General features: G+C 63.3%; 21 protein-coding genes. 12 read left to right on the top strand and 9 right to left on the bottom strand.

All coding sequences use genetic code 11. The features are described 5' to 3' along the window. Positions 1-180 precede the first annotated feature (180 nt). The 6 genes from rpsM (at position 181) to ACLP2E_RS12040 (ending at position 4,743) form a co-directional block, all read left to right on the top strand. The gene (gene rpsM / locus ACLP2E_RS12065) at positions 181-549 is read left to right on the top strand and encodes a 30S ribosomal protein S13 (RefSeq protein WP_442463807.1); all 369 of its coding nucleotides are present in this window, start codon (positions 181-183) and stop codon (positions 547-549) included. Positions 550-771: 222 nt separating this feature from the next. After that, positions 772-1,161, top strand: a complete 390-nt coding sequence (rpsK, locus tag ACLP2E_RS12060; RefSeq protein ID WP_442463806.1) for a 30S ribosomal protein S11 — start codon at positions 772-774, stop codon at positions 1,159-1,161. Positions 1,162-1,274: 113 nt separating this feature from the next. Further along, on the top strand, positions 1,275-2,291 hold the full coding sequence (locus ACLP2E_RS12055; protein WP_442463805.1) for a DNA-directed RNA polymerase subunit alpha: 1,017 nt from the start codon (positions 1,275-1,277) through the stop codon (positions 2,289-2,291). A 209-nt stretch (positions 2,292-2,500) separates the two neighbouring features. Then, positions 2,501-2,908, top strand: coding sequence for a 50S ribosomal protein L17 (gene rplQ, locus ACLP2E_RS12050; protein WP_442463804.1), 408 nt, complete (start codon positions 2,501-2,503; stop codon positions 2,906-2,908). A gap of 100 nt (positions 2,909-3,008) precedes the next feature. Next, positions 3,009-4,427 carry a Do family serine endopeptidase gene (locus ACLP2E_RS12045; RefSeq protein ID WP_442463803.1) on the top strand — a complete coding sequence of 473 codons (1,419 nt, stop codon included), beginning with the start codon at positions 3,009-3,011 and terminating at the stop codon, positions 4,425-4,427. 37 nt (positions 4,428-4,464) lie between these two features. Next, the gene (locus tag ACLP2E_RS12040) at positions 4,465-4,743 is read left to right on the top strand and encodes a hypothetical protein (protein ID WP_442463802.1); all 279 of its coding nucleotides are present in this window, start codon (positions 4,465-4,467) and stop codon (positions 4,741-4,743) included. Here ACLP2E_RS12040 and ACLP2E_RS12035 read toward each other — a convergent pair. Together ACLP2E_RS12035 and ACLP2E_RS12030 are read right to left on the bottom strand one after the other, a co-directional pair. Continuing rightward, entirely contained in the window at positions 4,729-5,487 is a 759-nt protein-coding gene (locus tag ACLP2E_RS12035) for a DNA-3-methyladenine glycosylase I (RefSeq protein WP_442466071.1), read from the bottom strand. The two genes, ACLP2E_RS12040 and ACLP2E_RS12035, sit on opposite strands and share 15 nt — an antisense overlap. Continuing rightward, a complete protein-coding gene (locus tag ACLP2E_RS12030; protein ID WP_442463800.1) occupies positions 5,484-6,200 on the bottom strand; it encodes a glutathione S-transferase N-terminal domain-containing protein in 717 nt (238 codons plus the stop codon). Before ACLP2E_RS12030 ends, ACLP2E_RS12035 begins: the two co-directional genes overlap by 4 nt. A gap of 71 nt (positions 6,201-6,271) precedes the next feature. Here ACLP2E_RS12030 and ACLP2E_RS12025 point away from each other — a divergent pair, with 71 nt between their 5' ends. Next, a complete protein-coding gene (locus tag ACLP2E_RS12025) occupies positions 6,272-7,381 on the top strand; it encodes an anhydro-N-acetylmuramic acid kinase (RefSeq protein ID WP_442463799.1) in 1,110 nt (369 codons plus the stop codon). A gap of 278 nt (positions 7,382-7,659) precedes the next feature. After that, on the top strand, positions 7,660-9,114 hold the full coding sequence (locus ACLP2E_RS12020; RefSeq protein ID WP_442466070.1) for a short-chain fatty acid transporter: 1,455 nt from the start codon (positions 7,660-7,662) through the stop codon (positions 9,112-9,114). A 32-nt stretch (positions 9,115-9,146) separates the two neighbouring features. Here the strand turns inward: ACLP2E_RS12020 and ACLP2E_RS12015 are convergent, their stop codons facing one another. The 3 genes from ACLP2E_RS12015 to ACLP2E_RS12005 form a co-directional block, all read right to left on the bottom strand. After that, on the bottom strand, positions 9,147-10,049 hold the full coding sequence (locus ACLP2E_RS12015; RefSeq protein ID WP_442463797.1) for a PfkB family carbohydrate kinase: 903 nt from the start codon (positions 10,047-10,049) through the stop codon (positions 9,147-9,149). Positions 10,050-10,201: 152 nt separating this feature from the next. After that, positions 10,202-10,933: an anti-sigma factor gene (locus tag ACLP2E_RS12010; protein WP_442466069.1), complete on the bottom strand. Its 732-nt coding sequence runs from the start codon at positions 10,931-10,933 to the stop codon at positions 10,202-10,204. Beyond that, complete coding sequence (locus tag ACLP2E_RS12005) at positions 10,930-11,481, bottom strand: sigma-70 family RNA polymerase sigma factor (RefSeq protein ID WP_442466068.1); 552 nt, start codon at positions 11,479-11,481, stop codon at positions 10,930-10,932. The genes ACLP2E_RS12010 and ACLP2E_RS12005 overlap by 4 nt, the downstream gene beginning before the upstream one ends. Positions 11,482-11,609: 128 nt before the next feature. Here ACLP2E_RS12005 and queE point away from each other — a divergent pair, with 128 nt between their 5' ends. The 3 genes from queE (at position 11,610) to ACLP2E_RS11990 (ending at position 14,414) form a co-directional block, all read left to right on the top strand. After that, on the top strand, positions 11,610-12,242 hold the full coding sequence (gene queE, locus ACLP2E_RS12000; protein ID WP_442463794.1) for a 7-carboxy-7-deazaguanine synthase: 633 nt from the start codon (positions 11,610-11,612) through the stop codon (positions 12,240-12,242). A gap of 188 nt (positions 12,243-12,430) precedes the next feature. Then, positions 12,431-14,011, top strand: coding sequence for a L,D-transpeptidase family protein (locus ACLP2E_RS11995; protein WP_442466067.1), 1,581 nt, complete (start codon positions 12,431-12,433; stop codon positions 14,009-14,011). A gap of 112 nt (positions 14,012-14,123) precedes the next feature. Continuing rightward, positions 14,124-14,414, top strand: coding sequence for a hypothetical protein (locus tag ACLP2E_RS11990; RefSeq protein WP_442463792.1), 291 nt, complete (start codon positions 14,124-14,126; stop codon positions 14,412-14,414). 3 nt (positions 14,415-14,417) lie between these two features. Here ACLP2E_RS11990 and ACLP2E_RS11985 read toward each other — a convergent pair whose 3' ends face one another. From ACLP2E_RS11985 to dapA, 4 genes are all read right to left on the bottom strand, one after another. Then, positions 14,418-15,290, bottom strand: a complete 873-nt coding sequence (locus tag ACLP2E_RS11985) for an alpha/beta fold hydrolase (RefSeq protein ID WP_442463791.1) — start codon at positions 15,288-15,290, stop codon at positions 14,418-14,420. 112 nt (positions 15,291-15,402) lie between these two features. Further along, the gene (gene smpB / locus ACLP2E_RS11980) at positions 15,403-15,879 is read right to left on the bottom strand and encodes an SsrA-binding protein SmpB (protein ID WP_442466066.1); all 477 of its coding nucleotides are present in this window, start codon (positions 15,877-15,879) and stop codon (positions 15,403-15,405) included. Further along, positions 15,872-16,531 (bottom strand): FMN-binding negative transcriptional regulator, encoded by a 660-nt coding sequence (locus tag ACLP2E_RS11975; protein WP_442466065.1) that lies wholly within the window; start codon positions 16,529-16,531, stop codon positions 15,872-15,874. Before ACLP2E_RS11975 ends, smpB begins: the two co-directional genes overlap by 8 nt. Before the next feature lie 16 nt (positions 16,532-16,547). After that, the gene (gene dapA, locus ACLP2E_RS11970; protein ID WP_442463788.1) at positions 16,548-17,444 is read right to left on the bottom strand and encodes a 4-hydroxy-tetrahydrodipicolinate synthase; all 897 of its coding nucleotides are present in this window, start codon (positions 17,442-17,444) and stop codon (positions 16,548-16,550) included. A 208-nt stretch (positions 17,445-17,652) separates the two neighbouring features. Here dapA and ACLP2E_RS11965 point away from each other — a divergent pair, with 208 nt between their 5' ends. After that, positions 17,653-19,863, top strand: a complete 2,211-nt coding sequence (locus ACLP2E_RS11965) for a lytic transglycosylase domain-containing protein (protein ID WP_442466064.1) — start codon at positions 17,653-17,655, stop codon at positions 19,861-19,863. Positions 19,864-19,881: the final 18 nt, after the last annotated feature.

Below are 19,881 nucleotides of genomic sequence, written 5' to 3'. Positions count from 1 at the left end.
AGCGCTCCCGCTTGCCAAAGCAGGGGCGTTTGTTTTCTTTGTTGCGTCAATGCGCATATCCTGATCCGAAAAGTCTCCAACTTTTCGGGGATATTCGAAACGCCACAAGCCTCGCAGGGGCCGGTCTCCACCGGACGCGGGTCAACAACGGGCTTTAAAAGCCCTCATATGGAGATGAAAATGGCTCGTATAGCCGGCGTCAATATTCCGACCAACAAGCGTGTGGTCATAGCTTTGCAATATATCCACGGCATCGGCTCGAAAAAGGCCGAGGAAATCTGCGAAAAGGTTTCCATCCCGGCCGAGCGCCGCGTCAACCAGCTGACCGACGCGGAAGTGCTGCAGATCCGCGAGACCATCGACCGCGATTACATGGTGGAAGGCGATCTTCGCCGCGAAGTGGCGATGAACATCAAGCGCCTGATGGACCTCGGCTGCTACCGTGGCCTGCGCCATCGCCGCCAGCTGCCGGTTCGTGGCCAGCGCACCCATACCAACGCCCGCACCCGCAAGGGCAAGGCGAAGCCGATCGCCGGCAAAAAGAAGTAAAAATCCGGCCCAAATGGGTTGGGTCGGGCTGCAAAAGGCGCTTTTCTGGGCTCCGATGCTCACGTACTGAAGTACGCTCCGCTTCGGTGCTCGCAAAACGCCGTTTTCGCCGCAACCCAACCCATTTTGATCCGAATTTTGAGTGTTCCCCCTTCGCGTTCCCTAGGGATGCGAGATTAACCCCAGCGCCTGGCATTACGGGCGCGTTAGAAGGACTGAAATATGGCCAAGGAAAACACCCGCGTTCGCCGCAGGGAGCGCAAGAACATCGCTTCGGGCGTCGCCCACGTCTATTCCTCGTTCAACAACACCATGATCACCATCGCCGACGCGCAGGGCAACACGATTTCGTGGTCGTCCGCCGGCACCATGGGCTTCAAGGGCTCGCGCAAGTCGACCCCCTATGCCGCGCAGATGGCCGCCGAAGACGCCGCCCGCAAGGCGCAGGAACACGGCATGCGCACGGTGGAAGTCGAAGTTTCCGGTCCCGGCTCCGGCCGCGAATCGGCGCTGCGCGCCCTCCAGGCGGCGGGCTTCACCGTCACCTCGATCCGCGACGTGACGCCGATCCCGCATAACGGCTGCCGCCCGCGCAAGCGCCGCCGCGTCTGATCTTTGCAATGCCGCGTGAGTCTTCGACGGAAGACTCGCGCGTTTTCCGTGCAACGGCGCCGCAGCCATGGTCGACGGACCGATATGCCCGGCGTCGAGGAAGAGGTCGAGAAATGATTCAGAAAAATTGGCAAGAACTGATCAAGCCGAACAAGCTGCATGTCGTGGCCGGCGAAGATCCCAAGCGCGTCGCCACCGTCATCGCGGAGCCGCTGGAGCGCGGCTTCGGCCTCACCCTTGGCAATGCCTTGCGGAGAATTCTTTTGTCGTCGCTGCAGGGCGCGGCCATCACCTCCGTCCATATCGACGGCGTGCTGCATGAGTTTTCGTCCATCCCCGGCGTGCGCGAGGACGTGACCGACATCGTCCTCAACATCAAGGACGTGGCGATCAAGATGCACGGCGACGGCCCCAAGCGCATGACCCTGAAAAAGCAGGGTCCGGGCGTGGTCTATGCCGGCGACATCGGCGTGACCGGCGACATCGCCGTGCTCAACCCGACCCTGCCGCTCTGCACCCTCGACGAGGGCGCGGAAATCCGCATGGAATTCACCGTCAATACCGGCAAGGGCTATGTCCCGGCCGATCGCAACCGCGCCGAGGACGCGCCGATTGGCCTGATCCCGGTCGATTCGATCTATTCGCCGGTGAAAAAGTGCAGCTACAAGATCGAGCCGACCCGCGAGGGTCAGGTGCTCGATTATGACAAGCTGACCATGCAGCTGGAAACCAACGGATCGCTGTCTCCGGAAGACGCCGTGGCTTTCGCCGCGCGCATCCTGCAGGACCAGTTGAACGTCTTCGTCAATTTCGAAGAGCCGAAGCGCGAAGAAAACGCCCCGGCGATTCCGGAACTGGCCTTCAACCCGGCGCTCTTGAAGAAGGTCGACGAGTTGGAGCTGTCCGTTCGTTCGGCCAACTGCCTGAAGAACGACAATATCGTCTATATCGGCGACCTGATCCAGAAGACCGAAGCCGAAATGCTCCGCACCCCGAATTTCGGTCGCAAGTCGCTGAACGAAATCAAGGAAGTGCTGGCGCAGATGGGCCTGCATCTCGGCATGGAAGTCACCGGCTGGCCGCCGGAAAATATCGACGAACTCGCCAAGCGGTTCGAAGAGCATTACTGAGGCAAAGCGCCGTCATTGCGAGCGCAGCGAAGCAATCCAGATCCAGCCTGCGGCCACTGGATTGCTTCGTCGCTTCGCTCCTCGCAATGACGGAGGAAAGGTTTCCGGCGCTTCCCAACGTGTAAGCGCCGGCTCAACGCCCCAAAAGGGGCAAAGCACAGAACGGCCGTACCTTGGCACGGCGGCCGTAACAATTTCAGGAGAGCCACATGTATCACGGTCATTCCAAGCGTCGTTTCAACCGCACCGCCGAACATCGCAAGGCGATGTTCGCCAACATGTCTCAGGCTTTGATCAAGCATGAGCAGATCGTCACCACTCTGCCCAAGGCCAAGGATCTTCGTCCGGTCGTCGAGAAGCTGGTGACGCTCGCCAAGCGCGGCGACCTGCACGCCCGCCGCCAGGCCATTTCCCAGATCAAGGACGCGGTGCTCGTCAAGAAATTGTTCGACGTGCTCGGCCCGCGCTACAAGGAGCGCAACGGCGGCTATTGCCGCGTGCTCAAGGCGGGTTTCCGCTACGGCGACAACGCCGCCATGGCGGTGATTGAATTCGTCGATCGCGACGTCACCGCCCGCGGCCAGGATTCCGGCCCGGTCGCCGAAGCCGCCGAATAGGTTCGTAAACATTTGAAGTTTTGCAAAGGGCGGCGTTTTTGCCGCCCTTTTTCATTGCCGCGCCCCGGCCTATATTGCGGTGAGCAATTCGGGGGATCGCATGGCGTCTAATTTTTTCACCGCGCGCGTCGCATCAGCTTTCATCGGCCTCGCTCTGACGCTTGCCGCGCCGGCTTGGGCGGAAGCTCCGAGAGCCATTCCGCAAAGCAAGGCGGAGGTAAACTTGAGCTTCGCGCCGCTAGTGAAAAAGGCCGCGCCGGCGGTGGTCAATGTCTATGCGCAAAGATTGGACAAACAGCCGCGTAATCCAATCTTCAACGATCCTATTTTCCAGCGCTTTTTCGGCGATGGCCGGCGGCCGGGCGGCGCGACGGCGCAATCGCTTGGCTCCGGGGTGATCGTCGATCCGTCCGGCCTGGTCGTGACTAATTTTCATGTCATCGAAGGCATGACCGACGTCAAGGTGGCCTTGTCCGACCGGCGCGAATTGCCGGCGGAGATTCTTCTGCGCGACCAGCGCAGCGACCTCGCCATCCTGCGCATCAAGAGCAGCGAAAAAGACTTTCCGGTGCTGGAAATGGGCGATTCCGACGCCATCGAGGTCGGAGATCTGGCGCTCGCCATCGGCGACCCCTTTGGCGTCGGCCAGACGGTGACCCAGGGAATCATTTCCGCTCTGGCGCGCACCGAGATCGGCATTTCCGACTATGGCTTTTTCATCCAGACCGACGCGGCAATCAACCCGGGCAATTCCGGCGGCGCGCTGATCGACATGCAGGCGCGTCTCATCGGCATCAATTCAGCGATTTTCTCGCAATCGGGCGGTTCGGTCGGCATCGGCTTCGCCATTCCGGTCAATATGGTGAAGAACGTGGTGGCGGCGGCGAAATCCGGCGGCAAGGAAGTTCGCCGCCCCTGGCTCGGCGCCAATCTGCAGAATGTTTCGCGCGACATCGCCGAATCGCTCGGCCTCGACCGTCCGGCCGGCGCCCTGGTCGCCGAAGTCGATCCGCATGGACCGGCGGCGGCGGGCGGGCTCAAGCGCGGCGACGTGATCGTCGCGATCGACGGGCAGGCGGTGCAGGATTCCGGCGGCGTCGGCTATCGTCTCGGCGCGCGGCCGCTCGGCGGGGTGGCGTCGCTGGCGGTGCGCCGCGATGGCAAGCCCGTGGTCGTGTCGCTGAACCTGGTCGCCGCGCCGGAAAACCCGCCGCGCGACCTGATCAAGATCAAGGGCGCCTGCCCCTTCGCCGGGGCCAGCGTGGTCAATATTTCGCCGGCGACGATGGAGGAGTTTTCCATCGCCAATAGCCGTGACGGCGTCGCCGTGGTCGATGTGGAGGAAGGCGCACCGGCGTCGATGGTCGGATTCCAAAAGGGTGATATCGTGGTTTCGCTCAGCGGCGAGAAGATCGGCAGCACGCGCGATCTGGAACGATTGTGCGGACAGCATCCCTATGTGTGGAAATTGTCGATCAACCGTGGCGGGCAGATGATCACCAGCGTGATCGGCGGCTGACGAGCGCCGCTCGAAAAATCGTCGGCGTGGAGGGCTCATGCGCATCTGGATGCAGAAGATCCTGACCTTCCACTGGAGCGCGACCTTCCTGCTGATGGGCGTGTTTTCCGCTCTTGGCGCGGCGGCCTCTTTCAATCTGTTCATGACGCTGAGCGCCAATTTCCGCTTTCTCTCGGAACACGGTCTGATGGCGGTGATGGAAGGCGCGCTGATTCAACTGGGCGAGCTGTTGGCGAACGGCTATTTCGCCCTGGCCATGTATATCGGCTTCAAGGCCTGCGAGCGGACCCTGGTTGAGAAGCTATTGGCGAAATGAAGCGCCGTCCGGGCTCTGATCGTCGCCGTGCATCCGCTGCAAAATGGTTTCGGCGTCGTAGTTCTCGCCGATCGACATGGCGCAGATGCGGGAAAGCTGGGTGTAGCTCGGGCCCGTCTGCTTCGCCCATATGGAAAAAGCCCCCTGCGCCGCCGCGAGGTCGCGCTTTGACGTCGCCTTGTCGGAAATTTCGACCCCGGCGTCCCGCAGACAGGCCAGCACGTCGCGCGACAAAATGAAGGCGTCCCAGCCGACAAAGCGCAGAAAATATTGCCCGGTCATGCCGCCGAGCCGCGACCCGTTGCGGGCGAGGAATTCCAGCAATCCGATCTGGTCGTCGGAGGGCCAATCCGCGAGCAAGCGTCCGAAACCGCCGCGCTCAGCGGCGATATGGGCGACGAAGACAGCGTTGGCGCGCACGGCGGCGATTTTCGCGCCATGACGCACGATGCGACTGTCGCTGGCCAGCCGGTCCCAGAATCCGTCCGGCTCCAGGGCCAGCCTGCCGGGCTCGAAATTTTCAAAAGCCGCCTCGAAACCCGGCCATTTCCTGTCGATCACGCTCCACACGAAGCCGGCGCAGAAAATACGCTGGCTCATGCAGGAGAGGATGCGGTTGTCGGGCGTCTGCGCCAGAGCCGCATTGCCTGCGCTTTCCGGCAGCAGGCGCTTGAGCGCTTCGGCGCCGCCCTTGCGTTTTTCCGCTCGTTTGCGGATTGCGGCAAAATCCGGCGTCCCGGTCATGCCTTCAGGCGCACGCTAGCCGCCGTCTGCCCAAACAGCACCTTCTTGTCCTCATCGCTCAGCGGCTTCGGCGGCCGGATCCTGTCGCCGATTTCATAGGCGCGCTGAACGGCGGGGCGGGCGCGAACCGTGTCGAACCAGCGGCGCAGGTCGGGAAAATCGTCGAGGTTCTGGCCCTGGTCCTTCCACGGCGCGACCCAGGGATAACAGGCCATGTCGGCGATCGAATAGGCGCCGGCGACAAAGCCGCCATGGTCGCGCATCTTCGCCAGTTGACCGTCGAGCACGCCATAGAGCCGGTTGGTTTCCTTGACATAGCGGTCGATGGCGTAGGGGATTTTTTCGGGCGCATAGTTCGCGAAATGATGGTTCTGCCCGGCCATCGGCCCGAGGCCGCCCACCTGCCAGAACAGCCATTCCAGCACGGCGAATTTTTCGCGGGGGCCGGCGGGCAGGAATTTCCCGGTCTTTTCGCCCAGATAGGTCAGGATCGCGCCGGATTCGAAAATGGAAACAGGTTCGCCGCCGTCGGCGGGCGCGGTGTCGATGATCGCCGGCATGCGGTTATTCGGGGCAATTTTCAGGAAATCCGGCTTGAACTGATCGCCGGCGCCGATGTTCACCGGGTGGATCTGGTAGGGCAGGCCGGTCTCCTCCAGATAGATCGTGATCTTGTGGCCATTCGGCGTCGGCCAATAGAATAGTTCGATCATGGTCGCCCTTTCGATGAAATCGCATTGCGTGCTAACCAGATTAACGATGAAATCTTGCGGCGGGGTTTGCAATGCCGAAAATCTTTCGCGCTATCGGCGCAATGACGGGCACGTCGATGGACGCCATCGATCTCGCCTATCTGGAAACCGATGGAAGGCGGACGCTGAAATTCGGCCCGAGCGCCTCCTATCCGTTTTCCGAAGAGGATCGCGCGCTGCTGCGCCGGGCGGTGGCGGCGGCGCGGAGCTTGAAGCAGCGCGACGAGCGGCCCGGTCCGCTCGCGGAGGCCGAATATCTGATCACCGGCCGCCATATCGACGTCATTGGCGCCTTTCTCCAAAAAAACAACATCGATGCCGCCACGGTCGATCTGATCGGCTTTCATGGCCAGACCGTGCTGCACCGCCCCGAGGCCGGATTGACGGTGCAGATCGGAGATGGCGCGCTGCTGGCGCGGCGGATCGGCATCGACGTGGCCTATGATCTTCGCGCCGCCGACATGGCCGCAGGCGGGCAGGGGGCGCCGCTGGTGCCCGTCTATCATCGCGCCCTGGCGGAGGCCTCGGGCGTCGCCGCGCCTTTGCTGTTCGTCAATATCGGCGGGGTCGCCAACATGACCTATGTCGAGCCCGACGCCGACCCCATCGCCTGCGACGCCGGGCCGGGCAACGCCTTGCTCGACGACCTGATGTTTGCGCAGACGGGCCGCGCGATGGATGAGGACGGCGCCTGCGCTTTGTCCGGACAGGTCGACGAGGCGGCGCTGGCCAAGCTGATGGATCATCCCTATTTCGCGCAAAAGCCGCCGAAGTCGCTTGACCGCAACGCTTTTTCCTCTAGCCCGGTCGCCGGACTGCCGCTTCCGGACGCGGCGGCCACATTGGCGGCCTTCACCGCCTGCGCCATTCTCGCTCATCTCGGCTTTCTGCCGGCCGAGCCTCGGCTGATCGTGGTCTGCGGCGGCGGCGCGCACAATCCGGCCTTGATGCAGGCGCTGGCGACGAGAGCCCCGTGTCCGGTGCGCCGGGCGGAGGATTTTGGCTGGGACTCGCAGGCGATCGAGGCGCAGGCCTTCGCCTTTCTCGGCGTCCGCTCGCTCAAGGGCCTGCCGCTGACCTTTCCCACCACCACCGGCGTCTCGGAGCCGATGACCGGCGGCGCGCTGGCCTGGGCTGGATAGGCCATTTCGCCGGAATATGTCCGGCCTTTCGGGATTGGTTTGAAAATCTGAAAGTTCGCCATAATGAATCTGCCGTATCGGACGACCTGGGTTTGGAATCATCAATGATCATGCACAACTGGACGGCCAAGCACTGGATTATTGCGGCGCTGGTCATCGTGCTTGGCGCCGGGGCCTTCATATTGAGTTGGGCATAAAGTTGTCGATGCCCTTTCCCGATTTGGCTGCTAGATTGCCATGCTAAAGCTGATCACGGCGAAAAAGGCGAGGAAACGGCGATGACCGCGCAGACCGAAAAGGCCCTGAAAGACCTGCCCCCGGAACGGGAAGGGGCGATGGTGCGCGTCGCCATCGCTTTCACCGCCTGGGCCGAGCGGTGGTTCCCCGACGCCTTCATTTTTGTCGTCATCGCCGTGATCATCGTAGCAGCGGGCGCGCTGATCAACGGCGCCTCGCCGCTCGATACCAGCGTCGCATTCGGCAATGGTTTCTGGAGCCTGATCACCTTCACCATGCAAATGGCTTTTGTCGTTATCGGGGGCTATGTCGTGGCGACTTCCGCTCCCGCGGCAGGGCTGATCCGGCGGCTCGCCGCCGCGCCGAAAAGCGGGATCGCGGCGGTCGGCATGGTCGCCGCCGTCGCGCTTTTCGCCTCGTTGCTCAACTGGGGCCTCAGCCTTGTCTTCAGCGGACTGCTGGTGCTGGCTCTGGCCAAGAGGCGCGAGCTGAAAATGGATTACCGCGCCGCCGGAGGGGCGGCCTATCTCGGGCTCGGTTCGGTCTGGGCGCTGGGGCTTTCGTCTTCCGCCGCGCAGCTCCAGGCCAATGCCGGCAGCCTGCCCAAGGCGTTGCTGCCGATCACCGGCGTCATTCCCTTTACCGAGACGATTTTCCTGTGGCAGTCGATGGTCGTCGCCGCGATCATCATCGCCGTGGCGATCGCCATCGCCTTTCTGTCAGCTCCGGGCCCCGACCACGCCCTGACCGCCGAAGCCATGGGCATTGACGTCTCCGCGAGCGACGTCAACGAGATTGCGCCGCCGTCGCAGCCGGGCGAATGGCTGGAGCATTCGCCGATTCTCACGGTGCTGATCGTGCTGCTCGCCCTCGGCTGGATCATCCACGAATTCTCCCGCCAGAGCGCGATGGTCGCGATTTCCAATCTCAATACCTATAACTTCATCTTCATCATGGTCGGCCTGCTGCTGCACTGGCGTCCCCGGCGCTTTCTCGACGCGGTCAAGAAGGCCGTGCCGGCGACGGCCGGCGTGCTGATCCAGTTCCCGTTCTACGGCGGCATCGCCGCCATCCTGACCCAGCCGAAGAACGGCGCCGGGCTGACGGTTTCCGACCAGATCGCCCACGCCTTCGTCAGCCTGACCACGCAGCATACCTATCCGCTGGCCATCGGTCTTTATTCGAGCATTCTCGGCTTTTTCGTGCCGTCGGGCGGCGGCAAATGGCTGTTGGAGGCGCCCTATCTGATGCAGGCGGCCAACGACCTGAAAGTGAATCTCGGCTGGGCGGTGCAGGTCTATAACGCCGCCGAGGCGCTGCCCAACCTGATCAATCCGTTCTGGATGCTGCCCTTGCTCGGCGTGCTGGGCCTGAAGGCGCGAAACATCGTCGGTTTCACTTTCCTGCAGCTGATCGTGATGCTGCCGCTGACCTTGTTCCTGCTGTGGGCTTTTGCCTACACGCTGCCCTACCACCCGCCAGTGATCCCGACTTAGCTTTATCGACAACGACGGGCAGGGAGCCGACCCTAGACTTTTTGCTCGCATTTGGCGTAAAGCCGCCGCATCTCCGCAATGTCTTCTCGCGTCGGCAGGCCGGCCTCGTTGCCGAGATGCTGCACCTTGAAAGCCGAGGCGGCGCGGGCGAAGTCGAAATGTTCGATCCAGCGCGCCTCGCGGTTCGATAAATAGGAAGCCAGATAGGCGCCGTGGAAAACGTCGCCGGCGCCCGAGGTGTCGATCACTTTTTCGCGCGGCACCTTCAGCGCTGGCAGGCGGCTGATATGGCCGTCCTCGTCGATCCACAACATTCCCTGCTCGCCTTCGGTCACGCCGGCGATTTTGACGCCGCGCGATTTCAGGTAGGCCAGGGTTTCGACCGGCGTGAGCTTCATCTGCGCGCAGAAATTCTCGGCGACCACGGCGACGTCGATATAATGCAGGACCTCGTCGGAATTGACCCTCACTGCGCCGCCGTCGAGCGAGGTCAGCACGCCTTTTTCGCGGCAGGCCTTGGCGTAATAAAGCGCGGCGTCGGCCTGGTGGCCATCGAGATGCAGAGCCTCGTAGGTTCCAACGTCCAGCTTCATGAACGGCCGCAGATGATGCGAATCGCGGGCGCGCAGGATGGCGCGCTTGCCGCCTTGCGGCAGCACGAAGGACAGCGAGGAGCGCGCCACTTTGCGGGGGAACAGCGTGACATCATATTTGCGCGCCATGTCCCAGAACATCTGGCCGAGCCAATCGTCGGACATGGTGGTCAGCAGATCGGGCGCATGGCCGAGTTTGGCGCAGGCGAAAGCCGCCGTCACCGCATTGCCTCCGAACGAGACGGCGAAATCCTTGGCCACCGCCTTTTCGTCGCCCGAAGGCATGACATCGGTGATCATCGTCATGTCGATATAGGAATGACCGACAAAAAGAACTGTCATGGCGTCTCTCGTCAAAACGGCGGCGTCCGATCCGAAAGAAAAAACGCCATTGCAACGGTTTCCAAGTGCCATGAAACGGGCGCGAAAGGAAGCGCCAAGCCAGGAGTCGCAGCCCAGCCGCAACCTCGCCGGGCATGACGTTGCTCAGGCCCCTAAGGCAGAGCCTGGATCAATTTGCCGGCGAAAACCGGGGGCCCGGAGGGTTTGCCATTTGCCGAGCCACCCTCGGGTTCGACCGTCACCGCGAAGAGCGAGGTCTTCACCACATCCGGCGGATAGGCGCGCAATTTGTCGTTGGTGGTGAAATCCGCCTGCTCGACCACGCCGAGAGATTGCGGCGCCCCGAGCTTGTCGTTGATGATCCATAGTTCATAGGACTTGCCGGCCGGAGCCACCGCCGACACCGGGCGCACCGTTAATTCCCGCGTCTTGAGATCGACCGAAACGACGAAAGCCGGCGACGCCGCGTCCTTCTGCAACACGGCGACGAAATTCTGCGGCGCGGCGCTTTGGCGGATTTCGCCCGAAATCAGCGCCACCGCCAGCGAGGCGGCGAGGGCGCCGCTGGCCAGGGCCGCGATTTTCCAGCGCCGCGCCTTTGCGCGCAACGCCGCCAGATCGGCGGCAGCTGGGGTGGTCAAAGAGCCTGCCAAAGAGCCAGCAATGTCGCCTTCGATTCGCTGCCACACTTCCGGCGGCGGAGGAACCTCGGCGACATAGGCGGAAAGCGGCGCCAGACGCGCCTCCCATCGCGAAATCGCGGCGTCGAGAGCGGGCTCGTTCAGCCGCCGCGCCGCGACATTCCGGCGCTCGCTCGAATCCAACACCCCCAGCACATATTCTCCGGCGAGCATTTCGAGGTCGTCTTCGTCCGCGCCGTTCATGTGCCGAGGCACTCCCGCAATTGGGCCAGACTGCGGCGCAGCCAGGTCTTGATGGTCGCTACCGGATGGGCGAACCGCGCCGACAATTCATCCCGGCTCAGGCCCTCGCAATAGGCCAGAACCACGATCCGCCGCCGTTCCGGGTCGAGATGGTCGAGACAGCCCAGCAGGCGCCGCAATTCCTCGCTGCGGTCGCGCCCGGCGAGCGGATCGGATTCCGGCGCCGCGAGGTGCAATCCCTCCGATTCGGGGTCGAGCGTCGCCGGCTTGCGCTTGCGGGCCTCGTCAAGGGCGCGGTTGCGGGCGACCGCCATCATCCAGGTCGTCGGAGCGGCCTTGGACGCGTCGAAGCTCGCCGCATGGCGCCAGATTTTCACGTAAACCTCCTGAAGGATATCCGCCGCCAACGCGCGGTCACCAAGGATACGCAAAATAGTTCCAAAGAGTTTCGACGAGGTCGCGCGATATAAAGCGGCGAAGGCCAGCCGGTCGCCTTGCGCCGAGCGGATCAGCCATTGCGTTAATTCGTCGCCTTTATCCATTGTCATCCTTGCCTTTTTCCGGCCAGGGGCGGCGTCGCAAAAAAGCCTCTGATGTAAAACATTAGCTGCGTGCGGCTCGAGAGTCGATATATCGGCGCGAAAGCGCGATATATTGCCCTCTGGGAACGCGATTCATGGCTTATAGCGTCAAGGAAATTTTCAAGACCCTGCAGGGCGAGGGCGGCCAGGCGGGACGCGCCGCCGTGTTCTGCCGCTTCGCCGGCTGCAATCTTTGGAGCGGCCGGGAAGAGGATCGCTCTGAGGCGGTCTGCACCTTCTGCGATACCGATTTCGTCGGCGTCGACGGTGAGGGCGGCGGCAAATTCGCCGACGCGGAAGTTCTGGCGCGGCGCCTGGCCGAGGTTTGGGGCGCGGGAACGGAGGGGCGTTTCGTCGTCTTCACCGGCGGCGAACCGCTGTTGCAACTCGACGCGCCGTTGATCGAGGCGGTCCACGCCCGAGGTTTTTTCATCGCGGTAGAAAGCAACGGCGTGCTGCCGCCCCCGCCGGGCGTCGATTGGCTCTGCGTCAGCCCGAAAGCCGGGGCGCCCTTGCGAGCGACGTCCGGCGCCGAGTTGAAACTGGTCTACCCGCAACAGGGTCTGGCGCCGGAAACATTCGAATCGCTCGCCTTCGACCATTTCTGGATTCAGCCGATGGACGGACCGAATCGCGCCGAAAACATCGCCGCCGCTGTCGCCTTCTGCCTGGGCCATCCGCCTTGGCGCCTCAGTTTGCAGACGCACAAGATGATCGGAATAGCGTAAATCTTGTGGACAACTGTTGCGGAAAAACCATACAAGCCAAAAAAATTCGTAGCAGTGCTGAAAATTACCGGAAATTGATTTGTAACAAGGCAAGTCTCGCGCAAGCTGAAATGCTTAACATTGCGTTAGCGTGATCATGTTGGGTATCCAGCTTGTTTCGTTCGAGATCGAAGCGGGAGGCGTTTGCCGTGAAGCATCGAAAACTGAGGCGATTTCTTACGCTGTCCGGGTCATGCGCGGTCTCGCTTTGCCTTGGCGCCTATCTGTCCTATCAGGCGGGGGTCCAGCAGCAATCGGCGCTTTCGCAATCCGCCGAGGCTGACCAGGTCGCCGCGCCCGGGAAGCTCGCCGCTTCCGAGCAAGTGGCCGGTGCAGAGCAAGTCGCCGCTTCCGAGCAGGTTGCGACGGCCGCCCCGGTCGCGGAATCCAGCGCTCAAAATCCTGGGCCCGCAAACGAAAATCCCACTGCGGATCGCGCTGTCGAAACGGGTCCTCCCGCCGAAGCGCAACCTTCCGTTCAAACAACTGCCGCTCCACAAGCCGAACTGGCCTCCTCGGTCTGGCTGCGGGTCAGCCTTCCCGCCACCCGCGAGCCGCTGGCTTCCTCCAGCGCCAGCGCGCCGCTCGGATTGCGCGGAGACGAGGCCGCGCGCGACGCTGCGCCGGCAAACAACGCGCCGTCGCCCGCCCAGCCGGAAGTTCTCGCCAGCCTCGAAATCATGCCGCCGGACGCCGATTTCAGCCAGGACAGGCCTGTGCCGCTGCCACCGCGCCGCCCGGCCTCCTTGTCGGCCGCCGTTGCGACGGCTGACGCCCCTGCGCCGCAGCTCAATGCATCCCCAGCCGCCGCTTTGCCTGCTCCAACGCAACCCGTGACGCCGGCGCCGGCCGCCGCATCAGCGCCGCCACCGCCCGTCGCCGTCGCGCCGCAACCTGTCGCGCCGACCAGGGCGGCAGTCGCGGCGCAGCCCAGCCCCGCTCCGGCCGCCTCCGGCGAGTTTTCCGGGATAGCGGGCGCACTGGCTGCGGTGACCGCGTCTGTCGGCGGCAACACCCCGCTTCCGCCGGGCGGTGAGAACGCGGCGGCTTCGCCGGCGCTGGGCGACGGGTTCAAGAAGGGCGCGCCGGTCTATGTCCGTATTTTCAAGCAGGAAGGGACGATGGAATTATGGATCAAGCGCGGCGAAAGCTACGCTCTCTATAAATCCTTTCCGATCTGCAAATGGTCGGGCCAGCTGGGTCCGAAGACCCGGCAGTCGGACCTTCAATCGCCGGAAGGCTTCTATTCGGTCTCGGCGCGCCAGCTCAATCCGCATTCGGCCTACCATCTTGCCTTCGACGTCGGCTATCCCAACGCCTTCGACCGCCGCCAGGGCTCGACCGGCAGCGCCGTCATGGTGCATGGCGATTGCAAGTCGATCGGCTGTTTCGCCATGACCAATAACGGGATCGACGAAATCTACTCGATTGTCGCGGCGGCGCTCGCCGGCGGCCAGCGCGAAGTGCCGGTGCATATTTTCCCCTTCCGCATGACCGAATCGGCCATCGCCCGCGAATCCGCGCCTGCGGCCAGCAACGTCCTCGCCTTCCTCTCCACCGACAGTTCGCCGCCCTCGCCGCGCCGCGATTGGAGTCCGTTCTGGCGCAATCTCAAACAGGGTTACGACCTGTTCGAGCGCAGCCATGTGCCGCCGGTCGCCTATGCCTGCGGCGACCGCTACGTGTTCGGCGCCGCAGGTCAGTCCTGCGCCCGCATCGCCGGCTGGTAATTTCTTTTTTTGCTGCTCGACAGTGGCGGAGGGCTTTTCTGGCCTTTATGATCGCGGGACGCGCCGGAAATATTCCGTCGCGCTCGATGAATCACTGGCAAAGGAAATACCCATGTCGATTGTTGGCGCCTGGAAACTGACGCTCGAAACGCCTTTTGGCGTCCAGACTCCCTCGATGCGCATCGACGCCGACGGGACGGGCGCCTTGATCACGCTCATAGGCGAAGCGCCGCTCACCGACCTCCAGGTCACTGAGGACACGGCCGAATTCACCGCCAATGTGCCGACGCCGATGGGCAATTTCTCGATCGGTTTTTCGGTCAAGGCCAGCGGCGACGCCTTGGCCGGCACGTTCAATTCGCCGCTCGGCGCCACCGATTTCGCTGGCGTACGAGAGGCGTAAGGCTCAGCTGGCGCGATCCACTTCGTGGATGAACGAGGCGATGCGCTCCAGGGTCGGCGCGTCCAGCAGCAGCGGCGCATGGCCCTGGCCCGGCACGACATGGATCTGGCAGCGCGGATTGCGCTCCGCCATCCTGGCGTGGGCTTCGGCCGTCAGAATGTCGGAATTTTCGCCGCGCAAGGCCAGGATCGGCGTCGCCAATTCGCAGAAAACCGGCCACAGATCCGGCAGCGGCTGGGTCGGGTCGAAATTTTCCATCATCCGCGCCAGTTGCGGATCGTAGGACAGCCGCAGCCGCTCCGGCGTCGCATTAAGCGAATTTTCCGCATAAAAAAGCCATTGTTCGTCGGGAACGGCGGGAAATCGGTCGCCCATGACGCGCTTGAAATGTTCGATGGCCTCATGAACATTGCGCAGCAGCGGCAGGCGGCCGACATAGGAACTGATATGCGCGAGGCCCTGCGGGTTGATCTCCGGGCCGACGTCGTTGAGCACCAGCGCCTTGACCAATTCCGGACGCAGACTGGCCAGGGACATGGCGTGCAGACCGCCACGCGAGAGCCCGATGAATATCGCCGAAGTGACGCCGAGCTGGTCGAGCACGGCGAGAATATCGACGTATTCGACTGGCAGCGAATAATGTCGCCATTCGGGGTCCCAGTCCGACCCCCCGCGTCCGCGATAGTCCATGCTGACGATGCGTCGCGGCGTTTTCGCGTGCAGGTAGCCCGCCAGGATGATGAAATCGCGCGCCGGGCGGGTCAGGCCGGGCAGGCAGACGATGGGCGTCGCGGAGGCGTCATCGCCGTAGACCAGCGCGTGCAGATTGAGTCCGTCGGGCGCCGTGCAAAAACGGCTGTGCAGCTTTTCGCTCACGCGGACCTCTCCCCAAAAGCGGCGTGCGAATCAAGCAATCGGTCTTCCGCCGATAACGCCAAGTCTGTTTTATCATTCCGCAGCCTTCCGCGAAGGCGAAATGCTGCGAAATTTAATCGCGCTGTTTCAAAAGACGGCTTTTTTCACGATTCCAGTCGCGCTGTTTCTCGGTTTCGCGCTTGTCGTGAACCTGCTTGCCCTTGCCCAGGGCGATTTCGATCTTGGCGCGGCCGCGCTCATTGAAATAGAGTTTCAGCGGCACGATGGTCATGCCCTCGCGCTGCACACCATGCGACAGCTTGACGATTTCGCGGTGCTTGAGCAGCAGTTTGCGCAACCGCTTGGGTTCGTGATTGTTGCGATTGCCGGCGTGATATTCCGGGATATTGGCGTTGACCAGCCAGATCTCCCCCTTGCCGTCGACGCTGGCGTAGGATTCGGCGATGTTCGAGCGGCCGGTGCGCAGGCTCTTGACCTCGGTGCCGGTCAGCATCAATCCGGCCTCGAAAGCCTCGCCGATCTCGTAATGATAACGCGCCTTGCGATTGTCGGCGACGATCTTGAAATTGGATTTCGGTTTTTCAGCCAATTTTTTGTGGGGCCTCCGGCCCTTTGGTCGGTTGCGTCGCCAGCATCAATTCAGCCAGTGAATTCGGCTCAGGCGATTTCTCCTCGGCAAGGCCGGCCAGAACGCCGCGCCGGTCGGTCTGCGAACGGTTTTGCGACAATTTATATTTACCGCGCAGATCATCGATGGCGATCTCGAGTCCGACAATGGCGCGAAGTTGCGCTGCGATGAAATCCCTCGGGGCGTCCTCGGGCGACCATGGGGCAGGGCGGCTGGCCTCCTGCTGCGCCGTCAGATCGGCGATCTGCGTCGAGATCCATTCCGGCTCCTCGCGCAGTCTCGCAAGCCCTTGCGCCTGGACCATGGCGTAATTCCAGGTCGGAACGACGCGGCCATGCTCGGCTTTCGACGGATAATAGCCGGGGCTGATATAAGCCTGCGGACCGCAGAAAACCACGAGAACGCTTTGCCCGGTCGCCAGCGCCTGCAGCAGCGGATTCGCGCGGGCGAAATGGGCGCGCAGCGACAAGCCTTCGTCGTCGACGAGGAAGGGTATGAGGTCGGCGGTGATGTTTTCCGCGCCCTGGACGATCAGCAGCCCGAGCGGATGGGCGCGCAAAAATGCGACGAGTTGTTTTTTCTCCTCGACGCGAAAATGCGCGGGCTCATACATCGAGCGGTTCCTTGCCTCAGCCGTTGATGACGCCGGCCACAACCATCGCCGCCTTGATCGCCTTGCGGGTCTGTTCGGTCGAGCCGACCAGCGGCAGGCGCACTTCGTCGCTGGCGCGGCCCAGCAGGTTCAGGCCGGTCTTGGCCCCGGTGACGCCCGCCTCGAGGAAGGTCGCGACATGGAGCGGCGTCAGCCGGTCCTGGATTGCGAGAGCCTTGGCGTATTCGCCGGCGGACGCGGCTTCCCAAAGATCGGCGCAGGGCCGCGGGGCAATGTTGGAGACCACCGAGATGCAACCGACGGCGCCGGCGGCGAAACAGGCGAGCGCCGTAATGTCGTCGCCGGAAAATTGCAGGAATTCCGGCCCCATTGCCTGCCTCTGCAGGGAAATGCGCGCGACATTGCCGGTGGCGTCCTTGACGCCGACAATGTTGCGCAATTCGCCGTAGCACCGCTTCATCGTCTCGACCGACATGTCGATCACCGAGCGCGGCGGGATATTATAGATGACGATCGGAATGCCGATGGCGGCGTCGATGGCGCGGAAATGCTGGAACAGGCCCTCCTGATTGGGCTTGTTGTAATAGGGAGTCACCACCAGCGCCGCCGAAGCGCCGGCCTTTTCGGCGTGGACCGCCAGTTCGATCGCCTCGCGCGTATTGTTGGAGCCGGCGCCGGCGATCACCGGAACGCGGCCGCCGGCCTCGGCGACGGCGATCTCGACCACGCGCTTGTGCTCTTCATGCGACAAGGTCGGGCTCTCGCCGGTGGTGCCGACCGGCACCAAACCGGCGATTCCGCTTTCGATCTGCCAATCGATCAGGGCGCGAAGGGTGGCTTCGTCGATTGCGCCATCCTTGAACGGCGTCACTAGCGCCGTCATCCATCCCCGAAACTGCTTTTCCGTCGCCATCGCCATCTTCCGTCCCGCTTACGGCCGCAACTGCGCCGCTTTTGGCAGGCAATTAGCCTGAACGCCACTCATAGCCTTTGATGGTCGACACGGAAAGGGGCGCTTTCACACGGAAAGCGCTTCACTGGCGGCAAATCATTGGTTAACCCGTCGTTAATATCCGGGGCGCAGGCTAAGCCCTCATATTCTGGAGCCACAGGACGTTTGAATGCGGACATTTCGCCGGAAATTGCCCCTGAACCAGCGTTTGGCCCTCGCAGCGGCGGCGGCCGGTTGTTGTCTTCTTGCGCTCAACCAGCCGGGCCCCTCCGGCAGGTTTTCGCGGCAGGCCTGGCGTCTGGCCGGCCGGGTCGGGGTTGCTCCCGCGCCGCAGGGACCGCAGGCTTCCGGGGACAACGCAGTCTCTGCCGCGCCGCCGGAGGTTTCCCTAGGGGAGGACAGCGCGTCGGGGGATGGGCGCGTCGTCGAATCGCCGGCTGTCGCCGAAGCCATGGCCGCAGCCAACGCCGCCGGGGCGTCGGCGCTCGGCTATGATCTTTCCGGCGCCGCCGAGGCGCTGCGTTTTTATCGCGATGGCCAATCCGAATCGGGCGACGCCGCGCTGACCACCAAGGATCCGCTGGTGCGGGGCGCGGTGGAATGGGCCTTTTTGCGCGATCATCCGGTGAAGGCGGGCGTCGAGCGCATCGCCTCCTTCCTGCGGACCCATCCCGACTGGCCGGTCGCCGCGATGCGCAAACATGCGGAAGAGCTGGCCGGCGCGGAAAGCGCCCGGCCGGAGCGCGTGGCCGCTTATCTCAACGAGTTTCCGCCGACCTCGGTCGCCGGCGAAATCGCCTATGCCGAGCTCTTGCGCGCCGATGAGGCGCGGTCCCTTGAGGCCGCGCGGCTGGCGCGCGAAATCTGGCGCGAGGCCGATCTCTCTCCGGCGCAGGAAAAGCGGCTGTTGAAGGATTTCGGCGCTTCTCTTGCCGCCGCCGACCATATTTATCGCGCCGACCGGCTGATGCTGCGCGAGCAGACCGCCGCCGCCGCCCGCGCCGCCGCTCTCGCCGGAAAGGATGGCCAGGCGCTGTTTCGCGCCGAGAACGAACTCGCCAACGATGCGGCCTGGAGCAAGGTCTCCGCGCATGTCCCGGCGGCGTTGCGCGACGATCCGGCGTTGCTCTACGAACGCATCCATTCCGAACGCCACGCCGACCATATCGTCGAGGCGGCGAACCTCATGGCGAACGCGCCTCGGGAACCTGAAAAACTGGCGAGCCCCGACGACTGGTGGACGGAGCGCCGCCTGATCGCGCGCAAACTGCTCGACGCCGGGGATTTTGCGCGCGCGTACAAGATCTGCGCCGAACATTCCGCCGTCTCGAACGAGGCGCGGCTCGAAGCGGAATTTCACGCGGGCTGGATCGCCCTGCGTTTCCTTAATGATCCGGCGCTGGCCGCGCCGCATTTCGATTCCATGGCGTTGCAGGCGCATACGCCGCATTCGATCGCCCGCGCCGCCTATTGGCGCGGCCGCGTCGCCGAGGCCAAGGGGGAAGACGGCAGGCCGTTTTACGCCCGCGCGGCCGGCGAGAGCATGACTTTTTATGGACAATTGGCGCGGGCCAAGCTCGGCGACGAGGCCGTGGTCCTGAGCGCCCCGACGGCCGCGGCCGAAGGGGTGGCGCGGCGCGACTTCGTGCGCGCCGCCGAACTGCTGTTCGCGCTGGGCGAGAAGGACGCTGGCCGGCAATTGGCGCTAGACAGCGCCCAGATCCTGCGCGAGCCGGAACAAATGGCGGCGCTTTCGCGCATCATCGAGGATAATGGCGATGCCCACACGGCGCTTCTGGCAGGCAAGGCGGCGCTGCATCACGGCGTGATCATCGACAGCCTGGCCTATCCGGTCAACGGCCTGCCCAATTTTGTCGCGCTGGCCAATTCCGCCAGCCGGTCGCTGGTGATGGCCATCGCCAGGCAGGAAAGCGCGTTTGACGCCTCCGCCCATTCCGGCGCCGGAGCCTTCGGGTTGATGCAGATGATCGTGGGCACTGCGCGAAACGCCGCGCGTCACGCCGGAATAGCCTTCGACGAGGAGCGGTTGAGAAATGACGCCGCCTTCAACGCCCAGCTAGGGGCCTATCATCTCGGTCAATTGCTCGGCGAATATGGCGGATCGCATATTCTGACCTTCGCCGCCTATAATGCCGGCGGCGGCAATGTCCACGACTGGATCAAGGCCTATGGCGATCCGCGTGACGCCCACGTCGATCCGGTCGACTGGATCGAGCGCATCCCCTTTACCGAAACGCGCAATTACGTCCAGCGCGTGGTCGAGAACCTGCATGTCTATCGCGCCCGACTGGGCGAAGCGTCGCCCGATCTGTGCAAGGCCGATCTACGCGAGAAAAAAGTCATCGTTGCGAAGGATTAGGCGGGGCCGGGACCGCTC

Origin of the sequence: Rhodoblastus sp. (assembly GCF_052145335.1) — a bacterium.
Classification (GTDB): domain Bacteria; phylum Pseudomonadota; class Alphaproteobacteria; order Rhizobiales; family Beijerinckiaceae; genus Rhodoblastus.
This window is presented reverse-complemented; position numbering and strand designations above follow the sequence as displayed.